Genomic DNA, 21,861 nt, shown 5'->3' with positions numbered 1-21,861 from the left:
CGCAAAACGGCGCCTCGAAAGGCGCCGTTTTTATGCTGCTTAAGTGCTGATCAACCGTTATAGCGCTGGAAGACTAAGCAAGCGTTCGTACCGCCAAAGCCAAAGCTATTAGACAGCACGCGGTCGATGGTGACGTTATCGCGACGCTGGGTCACAATATCGAAGCCATCGGCCTGCTCATCCAGCTGATCAACGTTTGCCGAGGCAGCTACAAAATTGTGCTGCATCATCAACAGTGAGTAGATGGCTTCTTGTACGCCTGTTGCTCCCAGGGAGTGGCCCGTTAGCGACTTGGTCGAGCTCATAGCAGGCGTTGAGTTGCCAAACACATTGCGGATGGCCTTCAACTCAGCCACATCACCAACCGGCGTAGAGGTGCCGTGGGTATTGATATAGTCGATATCGCCCTGCACGGTCGCCATCGCTTGGTGCATACAGCGTGTAGCACCTTCGCCAGAGGGAGCCACCATGTCGTAGCCATCAGACGTTGCGCCATAGCCCACCAGCTCGCCGTAAATCTTCGCGCCACGAGCTTTGGCATGCTCCAGCTCTTCAAGCACCAGCATGCCGCCGCCGCCAGCGATCACAAAGCCGTCGCGCGCCTGGTCGTAGGGGCGAGAAGCCTTGTCAGGCGTGTCGTTGTAGTGGGTGGAGAGGGCGCCCATTGCATCAAACAGGCACGAGAGCGTCCAGTGCTCCTCTTCGCCACCACCCGCAAACACCACATCTTGCTTGCCTAGCTGGATCTGCTCCATGGCATTGCCGATACAGTGAGCTGAGGTTGCGCAGGCGGAAGAGATTGAGTAATTCACACCTTTGATTTTAAACGGCGTTGCCAAGCACGCAGACACTGTGCTGCCCATGGTGCGGGTAACACGGTATGGGCCTACGCGGCGTAGGCCTTTCTCGCGCATGGCGTCGGCAGCTTCAACTTGGTTGGCGCTTGATGCTCCCCCCGAGCCTGCAATCAGCCCCGTACGCACGTCAGAAACCTGGGCTTCAGTTAGCCCGGCGTCTTCGACTGCTTGAGCCATGGAGACATACGCATAGGCTGCTGCGTCGCCCATAAAGCGGCGCAGTTTGCGGTCGATTAACGCGTCCAAGTCGATATCAACGCTGCCTGCTACATGGCTACGGAAGCCACGCTCAGCGTACTCTTCCTTAAAACGAATACCGCTGCGCCCGTTTTTGAGCGCGTCTAGGACCTGTTGCTGGTCGTTGCCTAAGCACGACACGATGCCAAGGCCGGTGACTACCACTCGTCGCATGGGAGCCTCCTGTTAGAAATTCGCAGTGGAGGTGAATAGGCCAACGCGCAGGTCATTAGCCTGGTAGATGTCGCGTCCGTCAACGGACACAGTGCCGTCGGCAATGCCTAGGATAAGCCGACGAGTAATAACGCGCTTCATATTAATGCGATACGTCACTTTTTGTGCGTCGGGCAAAATTTGGCCGCTGAACTTCACTTCGCCACAGCCTAGCGCACGGCCACGGCCAGGATGGCCAAGCCATCCCAGATAGAAGCCCACCAGCTGCCACATCGCATCAAGCCCTAAGCAGCCGGGCATCACGGGGTCTCCTGGGAAGTGGCAATCAAAAAACCACAGATCAGGTGTGATATCCAGCTCGGCGATCAGTTCGCCCTTGCCATGCTCACCGCCTTCTTCGTGAATGTGCTTAATGCGATCAAGCATCAGCATGTTAGGAGCTGGCAACTGTGCATTGCCGGGGCCAAATAGTTCGCCGCGCGAGCAGGCCAGCAGTTCTTCGCGATCAAAGGAATGTTGCTTGGTCACTGAATCGTTCCGAGTATGAAGATGGTTGTTGCGCCTAGTCTACTTCCCGAAACCGCTGAATGCACGTCGCGGGCGGCTTATCGTAACGTTCTAACACTTTTTAATGGGTTGCCGATAACCCAGGTTACCTTATTGTGTTGTTCGGATTAGTGAATTCGCCCAATAAACGGTGTATTGACGTAATATGCTCTATCCAAGATTTTAGTGAGACGGCATGATGTCGTCATCGTTTGTTTTTGTTAGTGACTGATTAGGACAACAAGAATCGCCATGTGGCTGCCTGTCTCTCTTAATCGCCCGTTGGTATGGGTGGCGCTGATGGCGCTACCTGCCTGCGTGTGGATCCCCGATGCGGCGCTGCGTATGGTCGCGGCTAGCTTCGTTACTTTAGGCTTGTGGGATGCCTGGAACCAAGTGCGTCAGCAGCGTCTACGCCTGCGTCTTTCACAGGATGCGTTGGGGTTGTCTGGTGATGCGATGGTCATTAGTGATGTCCAAAACCGTGTGCTAGCGGTGAATCCGGCGTTTACCGAAATTACCGGTTATGAAAGCCAAGAGATGATAGGCCGAAAGCTAGACACCCTGGCGGCTCAGCGCCATGACAAAGCGTTTTATGAAAACTTTTGGAGCACCCTAAAAGCCACTGGGCGGTGGGAAGGCGAAATGTGGAACCGTCGCAAACATGGCGATGAGTACCCTGAATGGCTCAAAGTGCGTACCGTCACCGACAAGCGAGGCAAAATCACCCACTTTATCAGCTGGTTCTCCGATATTTCGGCACAAAAAGCTCGTGAGAACGATTTAAGGCGTATCGGCTATGAAGATCCGCTAACAGGCCTACCTAACCGGCGTCGCTTGCATGACTTAATGGCGTCCAGGCTGCGCCACCTGCGTGCAGGTGAAAGCTTGGATATGGCGCTGATTGATATTGACGGACTTAAGTCGGTTAACGATAGCTTAGGCGTTGAGCAGGGCGACCGGCTGCTGGCTCGATTTGCCCAGCGGCTCACCAGCTATATGGCGGGAAGCGTAGTGGGGCGGCTGGGTGGTGATGAGTTTATGGTGATTCGCACCACCACCTTTGATGACCACGACAAGTGGCTAGGGAATCTGCGCGACCATATGTGCAGCCCCTTCGAGATTAATGAGCAGTCGCTGCGATTAGGCCTCACCATTGGTAGCTGCCGTGCGCCGGAAGATGGTCAAGATTCCAGCGTGCTGTTTCAGCGTTTAGAGTCAGCGCTTTACAGCGCTAAGCGGCTGGGTCGCAACCACAGCCTGCGGTTTCGCCCCGCGCTGGATAAACAGGATAATCCCCAATTAGCATTAGTCAGCGACCTGCGTGCCGCGCTGATCTCCGGTGACCAGTTAGAGCTTCACTACCAAACCCAACACCATCCCGGTAGCGGTGAGTTGGTAGGTATGGAAGCACTGCTGCGCTGGCGTCACCCCAAAGGTGGCATGATATCGCCGGGAGAGTTTATTCCCCTGGCCGAGCGTCACGGCTTGATGGCAGAGTTAGGCAGTTGGGTGATCGAAAAAGCCTGTGCTCAGCAAGCGCATTGGCAAAATAGCGGCATGCCGAAGACCACTGTTTGGGTCAATATCTCTGCCCTTCAGCTCTTTCAGGGCGATCTAGAAACCCAGCTTGCCACCTGTCTTGAGCGTTACCAGCTAGAGCCGTCACAACTTGGTTTGGAGCTGACCGAATCGGTGTTACTAGACGAGCGAGCAGGGGACATGGGGCCACGTCTGCAGGCACTAAGAGAGCTTGGCTACTCAATCGCTATTGACGACTTTGGCACCGGCTACTCGTCGCTGGGATATTTGAAGCGGCTACCAGTAGATAAAATTAAATTAGATCGCGCTTTTATTAGCGAGTTGCCCAACGACCAAGCAGATGCCGCGATTGTTACAGCGGTACTGGCCATGGCAAAAGGCATGGGGCTGGAAGTGATCGCCGAAGGAGTCGAAACCCAGGCCCAGTGTCAGTTCCTGGTAGAAACAGGCTGCACCCTGGTACAAGGATTTTACTTTGCTAAACCGATGCCCGCCGCCGAGCTTGAGCAGCGCTGGGCACCGCTACCGCAGGCAGAAGGCGCACATTAATTAATTGCTAGCGGCTAAACGCTGAATGTAACGGCTGATGCCCCAGCAGAGCGCTGCCCAGATGACGGCCTGTGCTGGAAGTAGCCACGGTGCCAAGCTAACGTTTGCCAGCGCTGCACCGCCTAAGTAAGAGAGCGGCCCGCTAATCGCACCGCACACGGCGGCCACTAGCGGGTAGCGCCACAGCCAAGCCAGGGAGTGAAACACCAGGGTGGCGAACAGGGGCCACAGCATCCATAACCACAGCGGCAATAAGCCCGCGACTAATGTCTGCTCGCCAAAATCGAAACCGCCCGCCAAGTGTAGTCCACCGTCTAACGCTAGACCCAGCAGCGCAAATAGCGCAATAAAACGCCATTCGCCAGGCTTGGCCCAGTGCCAGAAGTGCCAGCCAAGCAGCGCTGCCCCAGTCGCTGCGGCGACCCATGAGCCGCCTAATACACACAGCATCCAGCCCGCCTCAAAGCGCAATGCGTTAAACAGCATCGCACGCACGGGCATATGGGATCGCTGTGCCACTTACAAGGCTCCGGTAAGCGGTACCGGTTTGGCCGCGGGCTTCGCCAGCAAGAGGTGGCAGGTGCCGATGGAGCGCTCGATAAAGCCGCCCTCGCAGTAACATAAGTAGTAGCGCCACATGCGAATAAAGCGCTCATCGTAGCCCTGGTTGCGTACTTGATCGAGGCTCGCCTCAAAGCGGTGGCGCCACTCCCGTAGCGTACGCGCATAGTGCTGACCAATCTCGTCAAGGGCGACCACGTTCAGCGACGTTTTACGCATCACGCCAGAGAGCATAGCGTGGTGGGAGGGCAAAAAACCGCCGGGGAAAATGTAGCGTTTGATAAAGTCCATATCCCGCTTGGCCTCTTCAAACCGCTGGTCGCGAATGGTGATGGCCTGCAGCATGGCCTGCCCATCGTCGGCCAGCAGGCTGTCCACCTTCTCCAGATACGTATTGAGATACTGGTGGCCAACCGCTTCGATCATCTCCACGGAAATCAACCGGTCAAAACGTCCGGTGAGTTCGCGGTAATCCTGCTTAAGCAGGGTGATTTTATTTTCCAGCCCCTCTTCTTTGATGCGCTTGGCCGTATGCGCGTGCTGCTCTTCGGAAATCGTGGTGGTTGTGACGTGGCAGCCACGCGTTTTTGCCGCGTGTATGGCCAGCCCGCCCCAGCCTGTGCCAATTTCCAGCAGGTGGTGCTCAGGCCGCACATCCAGCTTTTCTAGCATGATATCGAGCTTGTAGGTGGAGGCCTCCTCCAGGCTGGCTTCCGGGTAGGGGAAAACGGCGCTGGAGTACATCCAGTGGCGTTTATCCAGGAACGTCGCAAACAGGTCGTTACCAATATCGTAATGGGCGGCGATATTGCGCTTAGAGCCGGACAGGCTGTTGCGCTGGAAGCGGTAAACAAGCCCCAGTAGCCAGCGGGTAAAGCGCGCGCTACCGTTCTCCATATTGCCATTGACGTGCTCCAGGTTCGCCGCAAATAGGCGCACCAGAGCCACCACATCATCGGCATCCCAATCGCCATCCATATAGGATTCCGCAGCGCCGACCGTGCCGCCAAAGGCAAGCCGTTTCCAAGCGCGGGAGTGTCGGATCACCACGGTCACCTGGATTTCTCCCTCCTGGCCTAGGTGGTGGCATTGGTTGCCTTCAATCAGCGTAATTCGGCCGCCGCGAAAGGCACCCAGCTGCGCCATTAAGCGCGGCTTTAGCCAGCGGGTGAAGCGATCTTGACGCGCTGGCTGACTGTTGGGGGGTGTGGTACGCAGGGTGGTCACTTTGAAGTCTCCTTGCGCTTAGGGTGGTTATAAACGGGGATGCGCTTAAGCCATAGGCGAAGCGCTTCAAAATGGATTCCCGCGACCGTTTTCAGACTCATCCAAGGGTGCTTGGCGAGGGTTCCCAGCAGCACATCGCGCGTGGCGGGCGCTGCCTCAAGGGTGAGCGTGGCATCAAAATGAAGCTGCTCGTGCTGCCAGTTTTCCATGTGTAGATAGAGCTGCTCGCCGGGGGCGTTGAACTTCCAGCGGTAAGTCATCTCCATGGGATTAAACGGCGATACGTGCATCGCTTTGGCAAAGCTTGCCTGATGGGTATAACGGCCAGTCTCAACGTGGCAGGCGTAGCAGGTGCGCTCCCGCCAGGGCATATTGGTGACTTCGCCTAATACAGCCGCTAGGCGGCCATGCTCATCGTAGGCGTAATACATCGTAATCGGGTTAAACATCGTGCCCAGGATGCGTAGCTGGGTCAGCATGCAGATCCGCCCGCTGGGAGCGCTGCCCAGCTGGCGGGTTAGCTCTTCACGCACGGCGGTACGCAGTGGCCGGTCAGTAGGGGCCAGATAATCTTCGCGGCGAAAGCGTGCCAGTGCAGGCCTGCGGGCGCTAAACCCAGGCACGCCGTCGAACAGCGTCGGCAGCTCGTCAAGGTCTAGCCACACCATCCACATCTGATAGCTAAACGCGTGTGTTTTCGGCGTAAAGCGGCGGTGGCGTAGCGTACCGCGATAGATGCGCGAACGCGGCGCGGCAATCATCCCAGCCCCTCCCCCACGCTATTAGGCATCAGTTCATGCGCAGGTAGCGCGGTAGGCGTGGCAGGTGGCTCTGCTGCTTCATCGCAGCCGAGCGCCTGCGCCACGCGTAGCGCGCTCCAAACGCCGTCTTCATGAAAGCCGTTGCGCCAATAGGCACCGCAAAAGTGAGTGCGTCGCGCTACGGACGAAATTTCATCATGGCGCATTTGCGCCGCTTGGCCTGCCAGGGTGAACTGGGGGTGGGCGTAGGTATAGCGTCCCAACACCTTGCTGGGATCGATGCTGTCTGAATCGTTGAGCGTGACGCAGAAGGTGGTATCCGCCTCTAGGCATTGCAAGATATTCATGTTGTAAGTCACTGAGACGCGCTCATCGGCACCTCGCCCGTCCAAGCGGTAGTTCCAGCTCGCCCAGGCGTGCTGACGGCGGGGTAGCAGCGCTGTGTCGGTATGCAGCACCACCTCGTTATCCTGGTAAGGCATCGCCGATAGAATATCGCGCTCGGCAGGTGTCGCATCGCCTAACATCGCCAACGCTTGGTCGGCGTGGCATGCCAACACCACCTGATCAAAACGCTCGCTGCCTTGGGCGGTTGTAATGGTCACGCCGGTATCGCTGCGAGTAATGTTGGTCACCGGTGTATTCAGGCGAATACGTGCGGCATAGGGAGCGGTCAGCGCCGGAATATAGCGCTTTGAACCGCCTATCAAGGTGTACCACTGGGGGCGGTGATTCACCGACAGCAGCCCGTGGTTACGGAAAAAGCGCACAAAAAACGTCAAGGGGAAGGCGCGTAAGTCGCCGATGCTGGCTGACCAAATGGCAGCTCCCATGGGGAGTAGGTAACGGCGCTGAAATGCCTCTCCATAGCCGTGTTGGTCAAGGTACTCACCCAAAGTCATGTCGGCAGGTAGCCGCTTGCTCTCAAGATCGGCTGTGGCCTGCTTGTTAAAGCGCAAAATGTCGCTGAGCAGGCGATAAAAAGAGGGGTTGAGCAGGTTGCGCCGCTGGGCAAACAGCGAGGCTAGCGTATGGCCATTGTACTCAAAGTCCACATCCGTCTCGTGAACCGAAAAGCTCATTTCAGTGGCTTGGCTGGGCACGCCAAGGGTGGCCAGCAATCGCTGAAAGTGCGGGTAGGTCCAATCGTTGAAAACGATAAATCCAGTGTCGATGGCGTACTGCGTGCCGTTCACCTCAACGTCCATGGTGGCGGTGTGGCCCCCTAGCCGGCTATCGGCTTCAAACAGAGTCACCTCATGCTGAGAGGAGAGGTACCATCCGGCCGCCATGCCGCTAATGCCGCTGCCGATGATGGCGATGCGCTGTGACGCTGTGGCGCTCATGGGTGCTCCTTGGTTTGCCGCGTCATACGCAGGCCAATCCACCGCCGCAGGGCAGGGGGTAAAATGCCCAAGCATTTCACGATATAGGTGAAGCGCCGTGGAAAATGAATATCCAAACGTCCTTTTGCGAGCCCAGCAATAATCGCCTCGGCAGCTTCATCGGCAGTGACTTGCATGGGCATGGGAAAGTCGTTGCGGTCGGTAAGCGGCGTTTTCACAAAGCCCGGGTGAATCAGGCTTACGTCAATCCCCTCCTGGTGAAGATCAAGACGCAGAGATTCCAAAAAGTAGCTAACGGCTGCTTTCGAGGCGCCATAGGCCTCCGCGCGGGGCAGCGGCAGATAGGCTGATGCGCTCGATGTAGCGGCCAAGCGGGCAGGTTTGCACTCTCGGCGAGCGGCACGCAGCAGTGGAAGTGCCGCTTCAACGCCATAAAGCGTGCCAAACAAGTTAGGGGTAAAAACGCGCTCGACTAGCGCCATATCGAAGTGTCGCGCATCCAGGTATTCACAGGTGCCAGCATTGAAGAGTGCAATGTCTAGTGCGCCCAGCCACTCAGCGATCTGTTCACCCGCCGCGAGCACGGCTTGATGGTCGCTCACATCCAGCGGCAGCGGGTAAGCGTTGCTATGGCCATCGCAAAGGGCGTTGAGCGCCTCTTCGTTGCGGGCGCTGAGAACAACGCTGTGGCCCTGGGCGATTAGCTGCTTAGCTAGCGCCTCACCAATGCCAGAGGTCGCGCCGGTTAACCAGATTCGCTGGGGTGTTTTCCATGTGCTCATCCTGCTCTCCTGTAGCGGCCTGGTAGCACGCAACCTGCGTGCGTATAAACGAGATCACACTCCTTTCAGCCAAGGCGCTGCTTTAGCCAGCGTATGATGCGCCCCATGATAGGGAGGTGCTCATACAACATGGCGCCGGCGTCAAAGTAGTCACGGTGTCGCGATACTCTTCCGTCCTCTGCAAACGTTAAGGCGCTGCAGCCTTCAACACGAATCGGCGTGCCACCAGCCAGGCGCGGATGAGTGAATTCCATTGTCCATGTCACAAAGGCCTGATTCGCTTGTCGTTGCTGCGTGTGAAAGGTGAACTGACAACGCTCAACGTTCTCGTACATAGTGGCGAAATAGCGTTCAAGCGCCTCGCGACCTTCAATGTGATGTAGCGGATCGTTGAAAACAATATTTTCAGTATATACCTCGTATAGTTTTTCTGTACAGGTATTGTCTAGTTTATTAAAGAAGGCGCAAAAGTTGGCCAAGGCTTGATCGTTGTTCATCACGGATTCCTTGCCTGGTTGCGTTGCGTGTTGGGGAAGAGGGACGCGATAGTTAGCAGAATAGCGGCGGGACGCCGCTATGGAGAGGTGCTGAGGTTAACGTTATTTGGAGAGCGCTTTGAAGGCATCCAGCGCCCGCTGGCGAGCCGCTTTGTGGTCAACGATGGGCGCTGGGTAGTCAATCGGGTTGAGCATGTCCTGAGGCGGCGCATGGCGCGCTTTGGCAGGCAACGTCTTGAGCTCGGGTAGCCACTGAGCAATAAATTCGCCGCCTGGGTCGAAGCGCGTGGATTGGGTCGTGGGGTTGAAAATGCGGAAGTAAGGTGCCGCATCGGTACCCGTTGAGGCTGCCCACTGCCAGCCGCCGTTATTGGCGCAAAACTCGCCATCGACCAAGTGGCGCATAAAAAAGGCTTCGCCCCGCCGCCAGTCAATCAGCAGATGCTTGCTGAGAAACATGGCCGTAATCATTCGCAGGCGATTGTGCATCCAGCCGGTTGTAACGAGCTGGCGCATGGCGGCATCCACAATCGGATAACCGGTGCGGCCTTCGCACCAGGCGGCAAACCCTTCGTCGTCATCCCGCCATTGCAACTGCTTGGTGTGCGCTTGAAACGGCTGGTAGCGGCATACCTGAGGAAAGCCGACCGCTACATGCTGATAAAACTCGCGCCAGATGAGTTCGTTTACCCAGGTGGTAAGGCCTGCATCGCCATCGGCAAGGTGCCCGCCGTTTTCGCTCATGACCGCTTGCAGGCACTGGCGGTGGGAAATAACGCCCAGCGCTAAGTAGGGCGAAAGCTCGCTCGTGCCGCGCACCTTAGGAAAGTCACGCTGATCTTTATAGTGACGACCCCGAAAGCGTAAAAAACGCTCAAGGTTATCGCTGGCAGCATTTTCACCCGCAGGCCAGAGACGCCCATCCAGCGGCTCATCATCTAGCGTTGGCAGTGCTGGTAATGGATCACTGTCAATGGCTAGCGGTGACTGCACGCTGGGCGTGTCGCGCAGGGCTAACTGCTCGGCGGTAACTTGCTTGTGCCACGCTTTTGAAAACGGGGTGAAGACGCCGTAGTAGTCGCCTTTGCCTGTCAGCAAGGTACCGGGGGCAAACGCCACCGCGTCGTGATGGCCTTGGGCGGTAATACCGGCCTGCTGAAAAGTCTCCAGCACCGACTGGTCGCGGCGCTGCTCGTTCAGCGGATACTCATAATTGAAGTGGAGCTGCTTGATGCCATGCTCGCGGGCAACCTCTAAAAGCGCCTTGGGGGCGTCGTCGAAACGCCCAATATCGCGATGCAGCAGCGGAATATTCAAGCCATTGAGCGAGGCCTTAAGCGCGCTAACACCACGCGCCCAGAAATCGAGCTTATTTGCGCCGTGGCCGTGGTCACGCCACTGCTCAATGCTACGCAAAAAAACCGCCACTACCGGCCCTTTGGCGGCAGCGGCGGCGAGTGCGGAATTGTCATGAATACGTAGATCGCTGCGAAACCAAACAAGCTGCAGGGTCATGCAAAGTCCTTAGGTTGGCGACTTTTCGTGCGCTTAAAGAATGCCTGATTCACGCAGCAGAGGGCGTAGCCGGGCGATCGCCTGGGGTAGATCGTCGCCCAGCATATGAACAGGACCGTCGCGCAGATCGTTCTCACGCAGGCGCGCGACTTCACCGCATACGCCGATAGGCACGCCCAGCGCTTCAGCGGCTTTGGGTAGCGCTACGCGAATATAGTTGTCGCATTCCCGCTGGCCGCTAGAGAGCAGAACCATTGAGGAGTGCAGGCGAGACACCGCTTGTGCAAGGTCTTCGAGTGCCAGCGAATGATCAAACAGCTGGACTCGGTAGCCCTGCTCGCTGGCCATCAGTGCACTCATCAGTACCCACAGCGGGCCAGGATCGTCGGGCATGGCGCTGAGCAGAATCAGCGGGCCGCGGGTTGCCTGGTTGGCGTAGTGCAGGCGAATACCCACCTGACTACGCAAAAAGGCCTCAAAGGTGCGGCGCACCAAGTCATCTGGCTGCGCCGCCCATTTAGCTTCTAGGGTCAGAATGACGGGCTGCCACAGCTCGTTAATCGCCACGCTTAGCGGATAGAGCGCTAGGCTTTGATGGTAGAGCGCTTCCAGCTTGGGAAGGTCGACGGCTTCAATGACCGCCAGAAGCTGCTGGCGCTGGCTAGACCAGTCCCCGGCATCTGGGACGGGGGCCTCTACCGTTTCGGGCTGGTCAAGCAGGTCGGCGACCTGGCTGACCGGCACGCCTCGGTTGAGCCACTGGAGAATGCGTTCAATACGGCTGATATCGTCCTGGGCATAGAGCCGGTGACCCTTAGGGGTCCGCTGTGGGCGAATTAATCCGTAGCGTCGCTCCCAGGCGCGCAGGGTGACCGAGTTCACACCCGTTAAACGGGAAACTTCCCGGATCGGATAGAGCGGGGTATCGGGTGGGTGGGTCGCCTTGTTGCTCATGGGCGCCATTGCCTCTTGGTTGCCTGCAGCCAACGCTGCAGGGGTCTGTCAATAATTGCGATGGCCGTATTGTCGCGCCAGCTCGGCGCCAGGCCACTTAGTCGTATAGCGATTCGTTGAATAGCACCTAATCGGTTAGATAGGGTCACGCTATTATAGGCACCTTTGTACAACTTGTGGCTACTGGGTACAACCTTTGCTGTGTCCATGTAGGTGCACCTTGGCCTTGGTTGGCATTAGACCGACCGGCCTAATAACGCCTCTGCTAACTCATCCCCAGAGAGCCAAGCATCCTCGATTCGGCTGCCGCGAAAGCTGTCACCGCACAGCGATAAGCCGCGCTCGCTGTATAAGAAAGACTGGCTGCCCGCGGAGGCGGGTTGGGCGTAGCGCCAACGATGGGCGCCCAGCTCTACCAGGGTGGGGAGCGGTGTGTCACGGGGCAGTGTGGCAATAAATGCATCCAATAACTGCTGCGCCGCCGCTTCTAGCGTTTCCTCAATATGGGCATCGCTCCAGTCCAACTGGGCCAGCAGACTCAGGCTTTCAGGCTGGGCGTCTCTGCCGGGCTTGGTGTGGTTTCGAGACACCAAGCGCAGGGCAGGATGATGCGCATGCAGACTCTGCCAGCCCGCATCAACGCCTGGCAGGGGCGGAAGCGGCGACTCAAAGATGGCCCACGCCGCCCAGCAACCCCGCTGTGGGCATGCGTCACAGGCGGCGGAAAGCGTCGGCTCCCAGTCTGCCAGCAGCGCTTTTGCCTGAGGAGGCGGCGCGCTGATCACCACATGATCGAAGTGACCATACTGTTTACCGTTGGCATCCCTGAGCTGCCATCCCTGAGGCGTGCTCTCTAGTGCTGTAATGGTCGTTTCTAATAAGAGCGCTGCATGGGGAAAAGCGTTAAGCCCATCGGCGAGGTGGCGGGTAATCGCGCTCATACGCGGTGCTCCGCAGTAGCGTACCTGGCCGTCATCGTGTGTTTGCCAGCCGGATGCACTAGCCTGATAGCTGTGTACTGGCCACATTGCTACACAGCCAGCGGCTTGCCAGTCGGCAACTTTGCTCGCAAAGCGTGCATCGCGAACGGTAAAGGCCTGGGCGCCTAAATCAAGCGTGGCAGAGGGGCGCTGCTTACTCGACATTCGCCCGCCAGGGCCGCGCGCTTTATCAAATAGCTGAACATTGACACCCTGCTGTGCCAGCCGATGTGCGCAGGCTAACCCGGATAGCCCGGCACCAATAATCGCCACGGTGGGCGCGGCGGAGGGAGTGAAGGTCACGCTTGCCGGTTCAGCCATAAATCCTCGCGAGTAAGGTAGTGCTCAACTAAATTAATTGTAGCAGTTGTGTATAGATATCGTACAATTAAGCGCTATGCAACGTGCGCGACGGTGCGGTTACCACTTTTTGATATCAACCATCTGATGGATCAGTAGTGGCGACTACGCTGGCGCAAGTGACGTCCAACGCCAAAGGAGTGACACCATGCGGGTATTAATTACCGGGGGAAGCGGCTTTGTAGGCCAACGGCTCTGCCAACAGCTCATTGCCCAGGGGCACGATGTGCAGGTGGTATCTCGCACGCCCCACGACGTGCGGGGAAAACTACCCAAGGCATGCGATATCCGTGATAGTGCCCAAGCCTTTGTAGATACACCGCCGGATGCGCTGGTGAACTTGGCAGGTGAGTCCATCGCCGCAAAACGCTGGAGCGCCGAGCAGAAAGAGCGGCTGATTCGTTCACGGGTGGAAAGTACTCAGCAGCTGATTGTGCTCTGTGAGCAGCTAGCGGCCAACGGCCAGCCGCTGCCGAGCGTGATGGTGAGTGGTTCTGCCATGGGCTATTACGGTGATCAGGGTAGCAAAGTGGTGGATGAATCCACCACGCCCCATGATGAGTTCGCCCATCGGCTCTGCGCCCAATGGGAAGCCGCGGCAAAACCGATTGAAGCCATGGGGGTTAGACTAGCGGTTTTACGGATTGGCTTAGTGCTAGAGGCGGGCGGCGGTACGCTGCAGAAAATGCTGCCACCGTTCAAACTGGGATTAGGCGGGCGATTTGGCGATGGCACACAGTTTATGCCCTGGATTCACCGGGATGACTTGGTAGCGGCGATTATGTTTCTGATCAACGAGCCGACCTTGTCAGGTGCCTTTAACGGCAGCGCGCCCCACCCAGTGACCAACGCTGAATTTACCCAAACGCTGGCTAAGCAATTGCATCGTCCGGCCATGTTTCCGGTGCCCGCTTTTGTGCTGAAAGCGGGCTTTGGGGAGATGTCACAACTGCTGCTTACCGGTGCGGATATGCGCCCGGCGCGCTTGAGCGAGGCAGGCTTTCATTTCCAGTACCCGACGCTGAAGCAAGCGTTGGCGGCGATTTTATAGCGCCACCAGCGGGTACTTGCCTGGTTTAAGCGTTCGGGTCGACGGTGATAATGACCCGTACGGAGTCAAGCCGCAGGCGGGTATTCTCAATCGAGCTGCTCAGTGCTTGGCGCTCCTGTTTCAGCGCTTCCAGCTCCTCGCTGCGTACTGCCGGATTGTGCTCTGCCAGCGCCGTCAGGCGGGCCAGCTCGGCATCCAGTTGTGCGCGCATACGGGTTTCAGCGGCCTCAACAATGCTCGGCAGCTCCCGTTCGGCTTCGCCTTCTCCTTGGGTGAGAAGTTCGCGTAACTGGTCATGGCGGCTTTTGATCAAGTCCCGCGCTAGCGACTTGTTCACCTTCTGCAGATTTTTGCCCAGCCCGGTGAAGGAGATCTTGCTAGTCAGGTTAGCCCCTGATTCATCCAACAGTACCCGCACGGCGGTGGGCGGCAAAAAGCGGTTCAGGTGCAGCGATTTGGGTGCCGGGCAGTGGGTGCGGAACACCAGTTCCGCCATTAATCGCCCGCTGGGGATCGCCGGGTGGCGCAGCAGCGCCAGCGCCGTGTTGCCCATGGTGCCGTCTAATATACGCCCCATCATCTCCCGCAGCAGCGGGTGCTCCCAGGAGAGCCGCTGAACATCATCCCGCGCCAGCGCCTGAGCGCGGCTATAGGTGGCGGAAAAGCCCTCTTCGCCTTTTACCAGCCCCGGCAGGCCATCCAGCATGTGCTGGCTGGGCTGAAGGTAGAGCAGGCCATTGCCGATCTCCTGGCTATCGACGCCGAAGATATCCAGCGCGCGCTCGACGTAGCGGGGCAGCGCCGGGTCCTCGTCCAGCTCGCGTACCGCCTCAATCACCTGTTGCGCCCGCGCTGGACGGCAAGCGTTAAGCTCCAGCAGGCGGTTGCGGCCCGCGTCCCGTTCGGACAGCTTGGCAGTGAACATCTCGCGCGTCTCTTCGATAATCTCGTCGAGCGCTTCGTCGTCGAGCAGCGCATCGGCCAGAGCATCGCCAAAGGCATCAAACAGGTCGCTGCCGATGCCGTGGGGCGCGCTGAAGGCATCCATACCCTCGTGGTACCAGCGCATCAGGCGCTCGCCGGGGCTGCCGGTGAAGTTGGGCACGTGCAGCTCAATAGCGTGGCGCTGGCCGATCCGGTCCAGGCGGCCAATGCGCTGCTCTAGCTGGTCGGGATGCTGTGGCATGTCAAACATCACCAGGTGGCGGCAGAACTGGAAGTTGCGCCCTTCCGAGCCGATCTCTGAGCAGACCAGCACTTGGCAGCCCTCTTCTTCATCGGCAAAGGCAGCCGCTGCGCGGTCGCGCTCTATCAGTGACAGGCCTTCATGAAACACGGGCGCTTGATAGCCGCCCAGGACCCGAAGGCCCTCTGCTAATCCTTCCGCCGTCTCGCGATGGTGGGCAATCACCAGCACTTTGTCGTTGGCAAAGCCCGATTCGCTATCGTCGCTGAGTTTTTCCAGCAGCCAGTTGACGCGTGGGTCGATATGCCACCAGGACTCGGTGTTTAGCGGATCGTTGCTGAGCTCGCGGTACATGGCATCCGGGTAGATCAGTACATCCGGGTGGTCCATGCCGGTTTCGATCAGCAGCTCGTCCAGGTAGTCGTCGTCGCGCTCCAGGCGGCGTAGCACGCGACGGTAGGCGGAGGGCAGTTCCAGTGACGCCAGATGCAGGCGTCGCTCAGGAAAGCCGCCCACATGACGGCGGCTGTTGCGGAACATCACGCGACCAGTGCCGTGGCGGTCTAACAGCGCATCGCGCAGTTGGGCGCGGGCGGCGTCCTGCTGCTCTGGGTTGGCTTCTGCGTTACACAAGGTCGCCAGCAGCGCTTGGCTGTCGCGGTCGTCGGCCACCGTGGCAACGCGCTCTCGAGCGCTAGCGGTTTGAGGAAGTTCATCCAGGGCATCGATGGCGCTGGCCACCGCTACGTAGTGCTGCTCCTCTTCTTTGAAGCGCTCGATATCGTGGTAGCGCTCGGCATCTAGCAGGCGCAGGCGCGCGAAGTGGCTCTCCAGCCCCATCTGTTCCGGCGTGGCGGTGAGCAACAGCAAGCCCGGGATCTCAGCGGCGAGCTGTTCCACGCACTGGTAGCCAGGGCCACTGCTTTCTGGGCTCCAGTCCAGGTGATGCGCTTCGTCGACAATCAGCAGGTCGAAGCGGCTGGCCAGTGCCTGGTCTTGACGGTGAATATTGGCAAACAGCCAGCCTTGGCTAGCCAGCACGAGCTGTGCGCTCTCGAATGGGTTAGCACTGCCGTGGGCTTGGCTCTGGTGCTCATCCAGTAGGGTGACGTTCAGCGAGAAGCGGCGCAGCAGCTCTACCAGCCACTGGTGGGTCAGGCTGTCGGGCACCAGAATCAGCGCGCGCTCTACCCGGCCTGCCAGCAGCAGGCGGTGGAGAATCAAGCCCGCCTCGATGGTTTTGCCCAGGCCCACTTCGTCGGCCAGCAGTACCCGCGGCGCATGGCGTCCGGCCACTTCATCGGCGATATAGAGCTGGTGGGGGATTAGATCAATACGCGGCCCAGCAAAGCCCAGCGCGCTGTGCTGCTCAATGCGCTGATAGTGGTGCAGCGTACGAAAGCGCAGATCGAACCAGTCGTTGCGGTCTACCTGACCGGTCAGCAGGCGATCACGGGCTTGGTCAAACTGCATGGTGTCGGCCAGCTTAGCCTCAGGCAGTTCGCGTAGGTTGCCTTCGCTATCTTCACCAATGTAGGTGATCAGGCCGCGGGTCTCTTTGCTGTCATCAACGATCATCTGCCAGCCATCGGCAGAGAGCACGCGGTCGCCGCTGCCGAACATGACGCGGGTCAGCGGTGCTTGGCGGGTGTTGTAGGTGCGGGTTTCCTGGCTGGCACTGAACAAGATGGTAACGCTACGGGCGTCGCAGTTAAGCACGGTGCCGAGTCCAAGCTCAGCCTCGCCGTCGCTAATCCAGCGCTGGCCGGGAGAAAAATCGCTCATGATGCCTCGAGGAAGTCGTCAAAATCGGTCGTACGCCGCCGGGGCAGGTCACCAGCGGCAAACAGGGCGGGGGATTCTAACGCAAAGCAGCGGGGGTATTAAGGTCTATCGTGGTCAATCGCTTAACCAGCGCTCTAACTGCGCTCGAGTGAGCTCTCCCACATGAACGTCCAGCGTCTTGCCTGTCTGGTCAAATAGCACGGTAGTGGGGAGGCCTGGGGCTTGAAACTGGGCCATTAGGGTTTGCTGTGGGTCGCGCAACGGGTAGCGAAAGCTCAGCGACTGCTCGTCTAGGTAGCGTGCGATAGGCAGTAAGTCCTCGCCCTGATTGGCCACCACGACAGTAACGCCCTCGCGCTGGTCGGCCTCTTCCAGCAGCGGCATTTCACGCAGGCAGGGGGGGCACCAGGTGGCCCATAAATTCACGATAATGCGTTCATCTTGGTTTGTCAGCGAGGAGAGACTAACCGCGTTGCCATCGAGGTCTTCCAGGGTGACGTCGGGCAGCGATGCCACGGCAAATTGCTGGCCTAGCGGGGCCAGCGTGACCAGTACTAACCAGAGGCTAACGGCCCCTACCGTCATGGCAAGAGCGCCGATCATCGCCAGTAGCCGTGCGCGCAGCGTCCAGGCGGTCCACAGTAAACCGGCGAGTAGCCCACCAAGCGCGTGATAGCCCGGTTGCCACACCTTCAGGGCGTCGAGTGGGGTGGCGCTGTAGCTCTCCCAGTTGAAGGCCACAAACGTGACGCGTGCTGCTAATAGCCACACCACCAGCAAGCCATTAAACCAGCGGCCATGCTGCTTGGCAGACAGCCCCAGCAGGAAGCGGCTGCTTAATAAAAGCAGCAGTGCACAGCCAAACGCATAGAGGCGGGGAGTGGAAATCAGCAGTGGACCGAGAGCAATGGCATTCATAGTCGTTCCGATAAGCAGGTACACTGGGCAACCATACCATGCACGCTTCACATGACGGAGATGTCGATGCCGCAATCCTCTTTTGACACCCTGCGCGCGCTGGCCATTGGCACCCAAGCGCTGGGCCTTACGCTGATCATTACCTTGGAAACCGTGCTGGGCGATGGCGCACGCCCCTGGCAGGGCGTTGTGTTAGCCGCCATGGTGGCGTGTGCACTAGCGATTGCGCTGGTGCGCATGTACCGCAATAAACGCCGCCAGAAGCAGTTGGCCGAACATTTAGAAGCCTCAGCCTCTAAAAACACCAAGCGTTAGAAACCGTTGCTTGTGTTTTTTGCGTTACGGTTCCAGATTAAGGGGAGCCCTGCGCTGGACAGTCGGGGCACTTAACACACTGGGAGCGACAAACAATATGATTAATAAGCGCGCATTAGCCATTGCCGTAGCGGCCTCATCACTTGCCTTAACCGGGATGGCCCAGGCGGAGGTCAAAGTTGGCTTCTTGGGCGGCTTTACCGGGGGAATTGAAAGTCTGACACCGCCAATCTTTGCAGGTGCTCAGCTGGCGGTTAAGCAAGTCAACGAGCAGGGCGGCATTTTAGACGGGCAAACCCTGGAAATGCCTTCGGGCGACACGACCTGTTCCGACGCATCGGCCGCCTCTAACGCCGCCGACCGTATGGTGAATTCTGAAAACGTGACCGCTATCGTCGGCGCGCTGTGCACCGGTGCCACGATTGCCGCTGCTAACAATGCCGCGATTCCTGGCGGTGTGCTGATGGTGTCTCCTGCATCGACCGCACCTGCGGTATCGGAGCTGGACGACAATGACCTAGTGTTCCGTACCGTGCCGTCAGATGCCTTCCAGGGTGAAATTTTGGCCAAGCTGCTGCTGGATAAAGGCATTGACTATGTGGCCGTCACCTTCGTGAACAACGACTATGGTCGTGGCCTGTCGGACGCCTTTAGCGCCGCGTTTACCGCCGGTGGTGGTGAAGTAGCGGCCAACCTGGCCCACGAAGATAATCGTGCTGACTACCGCTCGGAGTTAGGGTCGCTGTCGGCCAGCGGCGCGGACACCCTGGTCGTGTTGGCTTACGCGGACACCTCAGGTCAAACGGTACTGCGCCAGGCCTACGAGAGCGGCATGTTCACCCAGTATGTGGGTGCTGATGGCATGGTGGGCGACAGCTTAGTAGAGGCAATTGGTGCAGACGTGTTGGATGGCATGATTGCGACCCGCCCTGGCAGCCCAGAATTACCCGGCACCGAAATATTTAACAACGCAGCGACTGACGCTGACATCGACCCCAGCGCCGTGTTTGCGGCCCAGGCGTACGATGCGGCCTTCCTGATTGCGCTGGCGATTGAGCAGAACGGCAGCGCCGACCGTGAAGGGCTCTCTGAGGCGCTGCGCAGTGTATCCAGCGCACCGGGTGAAGTGATTCTACCGGGCGAGTGGGAAAAAGCGGTTGAGCTGATCGCTGCGGGTACCGACATCAACTATGAAGGCGCCTCTGGCTCCCATGAGTTTGATGATAACGGCGACGTACCGGGTGTGGTGGTTGAAATGGCCGTAGAGAACGGCACCTTTACCAGCAAAGGTCAGGTGGATCTGTAATTACTTACCATCTGCCGATAGCAAAACGCCCCGCTCAAATGAGCGGGGCGTTTTTTTGTGGCGCTGATGGTATTAGCCGTGGCTTTTGATCTTTTCAGGCAGCAGCCCTTTGGGCGCAAAGCGCAGTACCAGGGTAATCAGCATGCCGATCACCAAGACCCTCGCCTGTAGCGCTCGGCTGTCCATATTGCTGGGCGCATCCCAACCAAAAGCACCCTCGCCAAACGCGACGGCTAGCTGCATTAAAAACAGCGCCAGCGGCTCTGACATAATCCAAATAATGTAGACCGCCACGGCCCCAAAGATGGTACCCAGGTTATTGCCGGGGCCGCCCAGAATGACCATCACCAGCACCAGGAAGGTGTGGTTCAAAGGCAGGTAGCCCTGCGGGTCGAACAGGCTGTTGAACGTGCCCAGCATACCGCCCCCCAGGCCCATTAAAATGCAGCCCAGCACGAAAATCTCCAAGCGACGCTTGTTGATGTCCTTCCCCATGGCCGCCGATGAGACTTCGTTATCGCGTATCGCGCGAATCATCCGCCCCCAAGGGGCGTGGTAAGCGCGATGCAGCAGGAAGAAGATCACTGCAATGACCACCGCCGTCACCGACAGGTAAATCGCTCGGGAAAGGGTAAACCCCAGCTCGGCAGGGCCAGGCGTCGGCCAGGGCAACGGGGAAACCGTCGCCGTGCCGCGGGTGAGCCAGTCGGAGTTTTTCAAAAACGCCTTGATGATCTCGGCAATGCCCAGCGTGGCAATGGCGAGGTAGTCGCTGCGCAGCCCAAGGCAAACATGGCCGATAAAGTAGCCTACGCCACCGGCCAGCGCGCCGCCGACGATCCAGCCCACCCAAGGCGGCAGGCCAAACCCACCTATAAAGCCCGCCTGGGATTGGATTTGGCTGGTCACGTCGCGCAGCAGGCTGATCACCACCAGATAAAGCACCACCGCCAGTACCACGGCGATCACGGTGCGCAGCGTTTTAGGAACGCCCAGCCGGTCGAGCTTGGTGGCACCGACGACCACGACCGTGGCTGCGAGGCCATAGAGCAGCACTTGGCCTAGCTCGCCCGGTAGCTCCGTGCCCCAAAAGGCGTCGTTGACCGGTACACTAAACAGCATGGCGCAGAAGCCGCCCAGAGCCACAAAGCCCATCACCCCGGCATTGAACTGCCCGGCGTAGCCCCACTGAATCGTTAGGCCCAACGCCAGAATGGCGTAACAGGCGGCTTCGACTAACATGCGCGTGCTATACGCCGCGCCCATCAGGGCATAAACCGCCAGTACGGCGACAAACAGCGCGCCAAACAGTACCAGCTCGCGCAGCGGGAAGCGGCGCTGTGGCGTAGCGTCTTTCGGCGTGTAGGCCGGGTTGCGAGTATTGGTTGGATGGCTCATTAGATCACCTTGCCTTTGAACAGGCCGGTCGGGCGCCACACCAAGATGGCCACCAGAATAAAGAACGGCACCACGATTTTGTATTCAGTGCCCACGAAGGCGAGATTCGATGGCAGCGTCAGCCACTCGGGGAAGCTGTCTTGGAAGGGGCGCAGCAGCACGTTCCAATTGAATACCGCCAGGGTTTCGGCAAAGCCCACCACAAAACCACCGGCAATCGCGCCGTAAGGGTGGCCCACCCCGCCAACAATCGCCGCCGCGAAGATCGGCAATAGCAGGAAGAAGCTAAGGTCGGGCTTGAAGGTCACGTCCAGCGAGAGCAGCGTGCCCGCAATGGCGGCCAGGCCGCCCGCAATCACCCAGGTGACCGCCACGATGGTATTGGTATTAATGCCCGATGCCTGAGCCAGCTCCGGGTTGTCCGACATGGCGCGCATGGCTTTGCCTAACCGCGAACGGTTCAGGAATAGGTGTAGCGCGATCACCGCCACGATGGTAATCACGAACAGATAGATCTGCGGCTCGGTGACGACGATGGGTGCCCGTGCACCCTCGAACGGTAGAGCAATGCGGAAGATCTCTTTGCGGTCATCCACGTAGAGGCTCTGCCCGCCGGTACCTGAGAACAGACGAATGAGGCCCTGCAGCATCAGCGTGACGCCGAGGGAGCCAATCACCATAACGATAGGTTTCACGCCATGGGCGCGCAGCGGCTTGTAAAACGCCTTATCGATACCCACTGCCAGCAGCGCGGTCAGCAGCATGGCCAGCGGCAGCATGATCAGCGCCGTGGGCACGCCAATGCTGGCGCCGACGGCAGGGAACGCCGTGGTGAGCAGCAGCACCATAAAGGCACCGAAGGTCATCATGTCGGCATGGGCAAAATGGGCAAAGCGCATAATGCTGAAAATCAGCGTGACGCCAATCGCGCCAATGGCATAAATCGAGCCTGTGACACTGCCCGCAATCACCACGTTGTTAATAAAAAAAGCCAGTTCGTTCACGCGTTTCTCC

General features: G+C 58.6%; 19 protein-coding genes. 4 read left to right on the top strand and 15 right to left on the bottom strand.

Translation table 11 applies throughout. The annotated features are described in order from the left end of the window. Nucleotides 1-50: 50 nt before the first annotated feature. Nucleotides 51-1,268: a beta-ketoacyl-ACP synthase I gene (fabB, locus tag ACIGG6_RS06805; RefSeq protein ID WP_253503463.1), complete on the bottom strand. Its 1,218-nt coding sequence runs from the start codon at nucleotides 1,266-1,268 to the stop codon at nucleotides 51-53. Nucleotides 1,269-1,280: 12 nt separating this feature from the next. Then, the gene (gene fabA, locus ACIGG6_RS06800) at nucleotides 1,281-1,796 is read right to left on the bottom strand and encodes a 3-hydroxyacyl-[acyl-carrier-protein] dehydratase FabA (RefSeq protein WP_228168895.1); all 516 of its coding nucleotides are present in this window, start codon (nucleotides 1,794-1,796) and stop codon (nucleotides 1,281-1,283) included. A gap of 270 nt (nucleotides 1,797-2,066) precedes the next feature. Here fabA and ACIGG6_RS06795 point away from each other — a divergent pair, with 270 nt between their 5' ends. After that, on the top strand, nucleotides 2,067-3,905 hold the full coding sequence (locus tag ACIGG6_RS06795; protein ID WP_399843394.1) for a putative bifunctional diguanylate cyclase/phosphodiesterase: 1,839 nt from the start codon (nucleotides 2,067-2,069) through the stop codon (nucleotides 3,903-3,905). On the opposite strand, the gene ACIGG6_RS06790 is transcribed toward ACIGG6_RS06795, so the two are convergent. The 9 genes from ACIGG6_RS06790 to ACIGG6_RS06750 all read right to left on the bottom strand — a co-directional run bounded on the left by ACIGG6_RS06790 (nucleotide 3,906) and on the right by ACIGG6_RS06750 (nucleotide 12,849). Continuing rightward, nucleotides 3,906-4,406 carry a DUF2878 family protein gene (locus tag ACIGG6_RS06790; protein ID WP_399843481.1) on the bottom strand — a complete coding sequence of 167 codons (501 nt, stop codon included), beginning with the start codon at nucleotides 4,404-4,406 and terminating at the stop codon, nucleotides 3,906-3,908. Between the two features lie 18 nt (nucleotides 4,407-4,424). Then, nucleotides 4,425-5,693 carry a class I SAM-dependent methyltransferase gene (locus ACIGG6_RS06785; RefSeq protein WP_399843392.1) on the bottom strand — a complete coding sequence of 423 codons (1,269 nt, stop codon included), beginning with the start codon at nucleotides 5,691-5,693 and terminating at the stop codon, nucleotides 4,425-4,427. Further along, nucleotides 5,690-6,454, bottom strand: coding sequence for a DUF1365 domain-containing protein (locus ACIGG6_RS06780; RefSeq protein WP_399843389.1), 765 nt, complete (start codon nucleotides 6,452-6,454; stop codon nucleotides 5,690-5,692). The genes ACIGG6_RS06785 and ACIGG6_RS06780 overlap by 4 nt, the downstream gene beginning before the upstream one ends. Then, entirely contained in the window at nucleotides 6,451-7,800 is a 1,350-nt protein-coding gene (locus tag ACIGG6_RS06775; protein WP_399843386.1) for an NAD(P)/FAD-dependent oxidoreductase, read from the bottom strand. Before ACIGG6_RS06775 ends, ACIGG6_RS06780 begins: the two co-directional genes overlap by 4 nt. Beyond that, nucleotides 7,797-8,582 carry an SDR family NAD(P)-dependent oxidoreductase gene (locus ACIGG6_RS06770; RefSeq protein ID WP_399843383.1) on the bottom strand — a complete coding sequence of 262 codons (786 nt, stop codon included), beginning with the start codon at nucleotides 8,580-8,582 and terminating at the stop codon, nucleotides 7,797-7,799. The genes ACIGG6_RS06775 and ACIGG6_RS06770 overlap by 4 nt, the downstream gene beginning before the upstream one ends. A gap of 65 nt (nucleotides 8,583-8,647) precedes the next feature. Continuing rightward, nucleotides 8,648-9,079 carry a nuclear transport factor 2 family protein gene (locus ACIGG6_RS06765; RefSeq protein ID WP_399843380.1) on the bottom strand — a complete coding sequence of 144 codons (432 nt, stop codon included), beginning with the start codon at nucleotides 9,077-9,079 and terminating at the stop codon, nucleotides 8,648-8,650. 102 nt (nucleotides 9,080-9,181) lie between these two features. Next, entirely contained in the window at nucleotides 9,182-10,594 is a 1,413-nt protein-coding gene (gene phrB / locus ACIGG6_RS06760; RefSeq protein ID WP_399843377.1) for a deoxyribodipyrimidine photo-lyase, read from the bottom strand. 33 nt (nucleotides 10,595-10,627) lie between these two features. Beyond that, nucleotides 10,628-11,548: a MerR family transcriptional regulator gene (locus ACIGG6_RS06755; protein WP_399843375.1), complete on the bottom strand. Its 921-nt coding sequence runs from the start codon at nucleotides 11,546-11,548 to the stop codon at nucleotides 10,628-10,630. 236 nt (nucleotides 11,549-11,784) lie between these two features. Then, the gene (locus tag ACIGG6_RS06750) at nucleotides 11,785-12,849 is read right to left on the bottom strand and encodes an NAD(P)/FAD-dependent oxidoreductase (protein WP_399843372.1); all 1,065 of its coding nucleotides are present in this window, start codon (nucleotides 12,847-12,849) and stop codon (nucleotides 11,785-11,787) included. A 187-nt stretch (nucleotides 12,850-13,036) separates the two neighbouring features. On the opposite strand from ACIGG6_RS06750, the gene ACIGG6_RS06745 reads away from it, so the two are divergent. After that, nucleotides 13,037-13,939: a TIGR01777 family oxidoreductase gene (locus ACIGG6_RS06745; RefSeq protein WP_399843369.1), complete on the top strand. Its 903-nt coding sequence runs from the start codon at nucleotides 13,037-13,039 to the stop codon at nucleotides 13,937-13,939. A 25-nt stretch (nucleotides 13,940-13,964) separates the two neighbouring features. Here the strand turns inward: ACIGG6_RS06745 and rapA are convergent, their stop codons facing one another. Beyond that, nucleotides 13,965-16,910: an RNA polymerase-associated protein RapA gene (gene rapA, locus ACIGG6_RS06740; protein WP_399843366.1), complete on the bottom strand. Its 2,946-nt coding sequence runs from the start codon at nucleotides 16,908-16,910 to the stop codon at nucleotides 13,965-13,967. A gap of 114 nt (nucleotides 16,911-17,024) precedes the next feature. Then, nucleotides 17,025-17,828, bottom strand: coding sequence for a TlpA family protein disulfide reductase (locus tag ACIGG6_RS06735; RefSeq protein WP_399843363.1), 804 nt, complete (start codon nucleotides 17,826-17,828; stop codon nucleotides 17,025-17,027). Between the two features lie 66 nt (nucleotides 17,829-17,894). On the opposite strand from ACIGG6_RS06735, the gene ACIGG6_RS06730 reads away from it, so the two are divergent. After that, nucleotides 17,895-18,143, top strand: coding sequence for a hypothetical protein (locus ACIGG6_RS06730; protein WP_399843360.1), 249 nt, complete (start codon nucleotides 17,895-17,897; stop codon nucleotides 18,141-18,143). Between the two features lie 97 nt (nucleotides 18,144-18,240). After that, nucleotides 18,241-19,449, top strand: coding sequence for an ABC transporter substrate-binding protein (locus tag ACIGG6_RS06725; RefSeq protein ID WP_399843357.1), 1,209 nt, complete (start codon nucleotides 18,241-18,243; stop codon nucleotides 19,447-19,449). Nucleotides 19,450-19,521: 72 nt separating this feature from the next. Here the strand turns inward: ACIGG6_RS06725 and ACIGG6_RS06720 are convergent, their stop codons facing one another. Together ACIGG6_RS06720 and ACIGG6_RS06715 are read right to left on the bottom strand one after the other, a co-directional pair. Then, a complete protein-coding gene (locus tag ACIGG6_RS06720; RefSeq protein ID WP_399843355.1) occupies nucleotides 19,522-20,847 on the bottom strand; it encodes a branched-chain amino acid ABC transporter permease in 1,326 nt (441 codons plus the stop codon). Further along, a complete protein-coding gene (locus tag ACIGG6_RS06715) occupies nucleotides 20,847-21,851 on the bottom strand; it encodes a branched-chain amino acid ABC transporter permease (protein WP_159340648.1) in 1,005 nt (334 codons plus the stop codon). The genes ACIGG6_RS06720 and ACIGG6_RS06715 overlap by 1 nt, the downstream gene beginning before the upstream one ends. Between the last annotated feature and the right edge of the window lie 10 nt (nucleotides 21,852-21,861).

The sequence above is a fragment of the Vreelandella lionensis genome, assembly GCF_044543515.1.
Lineage (GTDB): Bacteria > Pseudomonadota > Gammaproteobacteria > Pseudomonadales > Halomonadaceae > Vreelandella > Vreelandella lionensis.
This window is presented reverse-complemented; position numbering and strand designations above follow the sequence as displayed.

What these genes read in the sequence shown, in the direction of transcription:
- fabB (WP_253503463.1), bottom strand. Translation starts at nt 1,268, where the DNA reads ATGCGACGAGTGGTAGTCACCGGCCTTGGCATCGTGTCGTGCTTAGGC.
- ACIGG6_RS06795 (WP_399843394.1), top strand. Translation starts at nt 2,067, where the DNA reads ATGTGGCTGCCTGTCTCTCTTAATCGCCCGTTGGTATGGGTGGCGCTG.
- ACIGG6_RS06790 (WP_399843481.1), bottom strand. Translation starts at nt 4,406, where the DNA reads ATGCCCGTGCGTGCGATGCTGTTTAACGCATTGCGCTTTGAGGCGGGC.
- ACIGG6_RS06780 (WP_399843389.1), bottom strand. Translation starts at nt 6,454, where the DNA reads ATGATTGCCGCGCCGCGTTCGCGCATCTATCGCGGTACGCTACGCCAC.
- ACIGG6_RS06775 (WP_399843386.1), bottom strand. Translation starts at nt 7,800, where the DNA reads ATGAGCGCCACAGCGTCACAGCGCATCGCCATCATCGGCAGCGGCATT.
- ACIGG6_RS06770 (WP_399843383.1), bottom strand. Translation starts at nt 8,582, where the DNA reads ATGAGCACATGGAAAACACCCCAGCGAATCTGGTTAACCGGCGCGACC.
- ACIGG6_RS06765 (WP_399843380.1), bottom strand. Translation starts at nt 9,079, where the DNA reads ATGAACAACGATCAAGCCTTGGCCAACTTTTGCGCCTTCTTTAATAAA.
- phrB (WP_399843377.1), bottom strand. Translation starts at nt 10,594, where the DNA reads ATGACCCTGCAGCTTGTTTGGTTTCGCAGCGATCTACGTATTCATGAC.
- ACIGG6_RS06755 (WP_399843375.1), bottom strand. Translation starts at nt 11,548, where the DNA reads ATGAGCAACAAGGCGACCCACCCACCCGATACCCCGCTCTATCCGATC.
- ACIGG6_RS06750 (WP_399843372.1), bottom strand. Translation starts at nt 12,849, where the DNA reads ATGGCTGAACCGGCAAGCGTGACCTTCACTCCCTCCGCCGCGCCCACC.
- ACIGG6_RS06745 (WP_399843369.1), top strand. Translation starts at nt 13,037, where the DNA reads ATGCGGGTATTAATTACCGGGGGAAGCGGCTTTGTAGGCCAACGGCTC.
- rapA (WP_399843366.1), bottom strand. Translation starts at nt 16,910, where the DNA reads ATGAGCGATTTTTCTCCCGGCCAGCGCTGGATTAGCGACGGCGAGGCT.
- ACIGG6_RS06735 (WP_399843363.1), bottom strand. Translation starts at nt 17,828, where the DNA reads ATGAATGCCATTGCTCTCGGTCCACTGCTGATTTCCACTCCCCGCCTC.
- ACIGG6_RS06730 (WP_399843360.1), top strand. Translation starts at nt 17,895, where the DNA reads ATGCCGCAATCCTCTTTTGACACCCTGCGCGCGCTGGCCATTGGCACC.
- ACIGG6_RS06725 (WP_399843357.1), top strand. Translation starts at nt 18,241, where the DNA reads ATGATTAATAAGCGCGCATTAGCCATTGCCGTAGCGGCCTCATCACTT.
- ACIGG6_RS06720 (WP_399843355.1), bottom strand. Translation starts at nt 20,847, where the DNA reads ATGAGCCATCCAACCAATACTCGCAACCCGGCCTACACGCCGAAAGAC.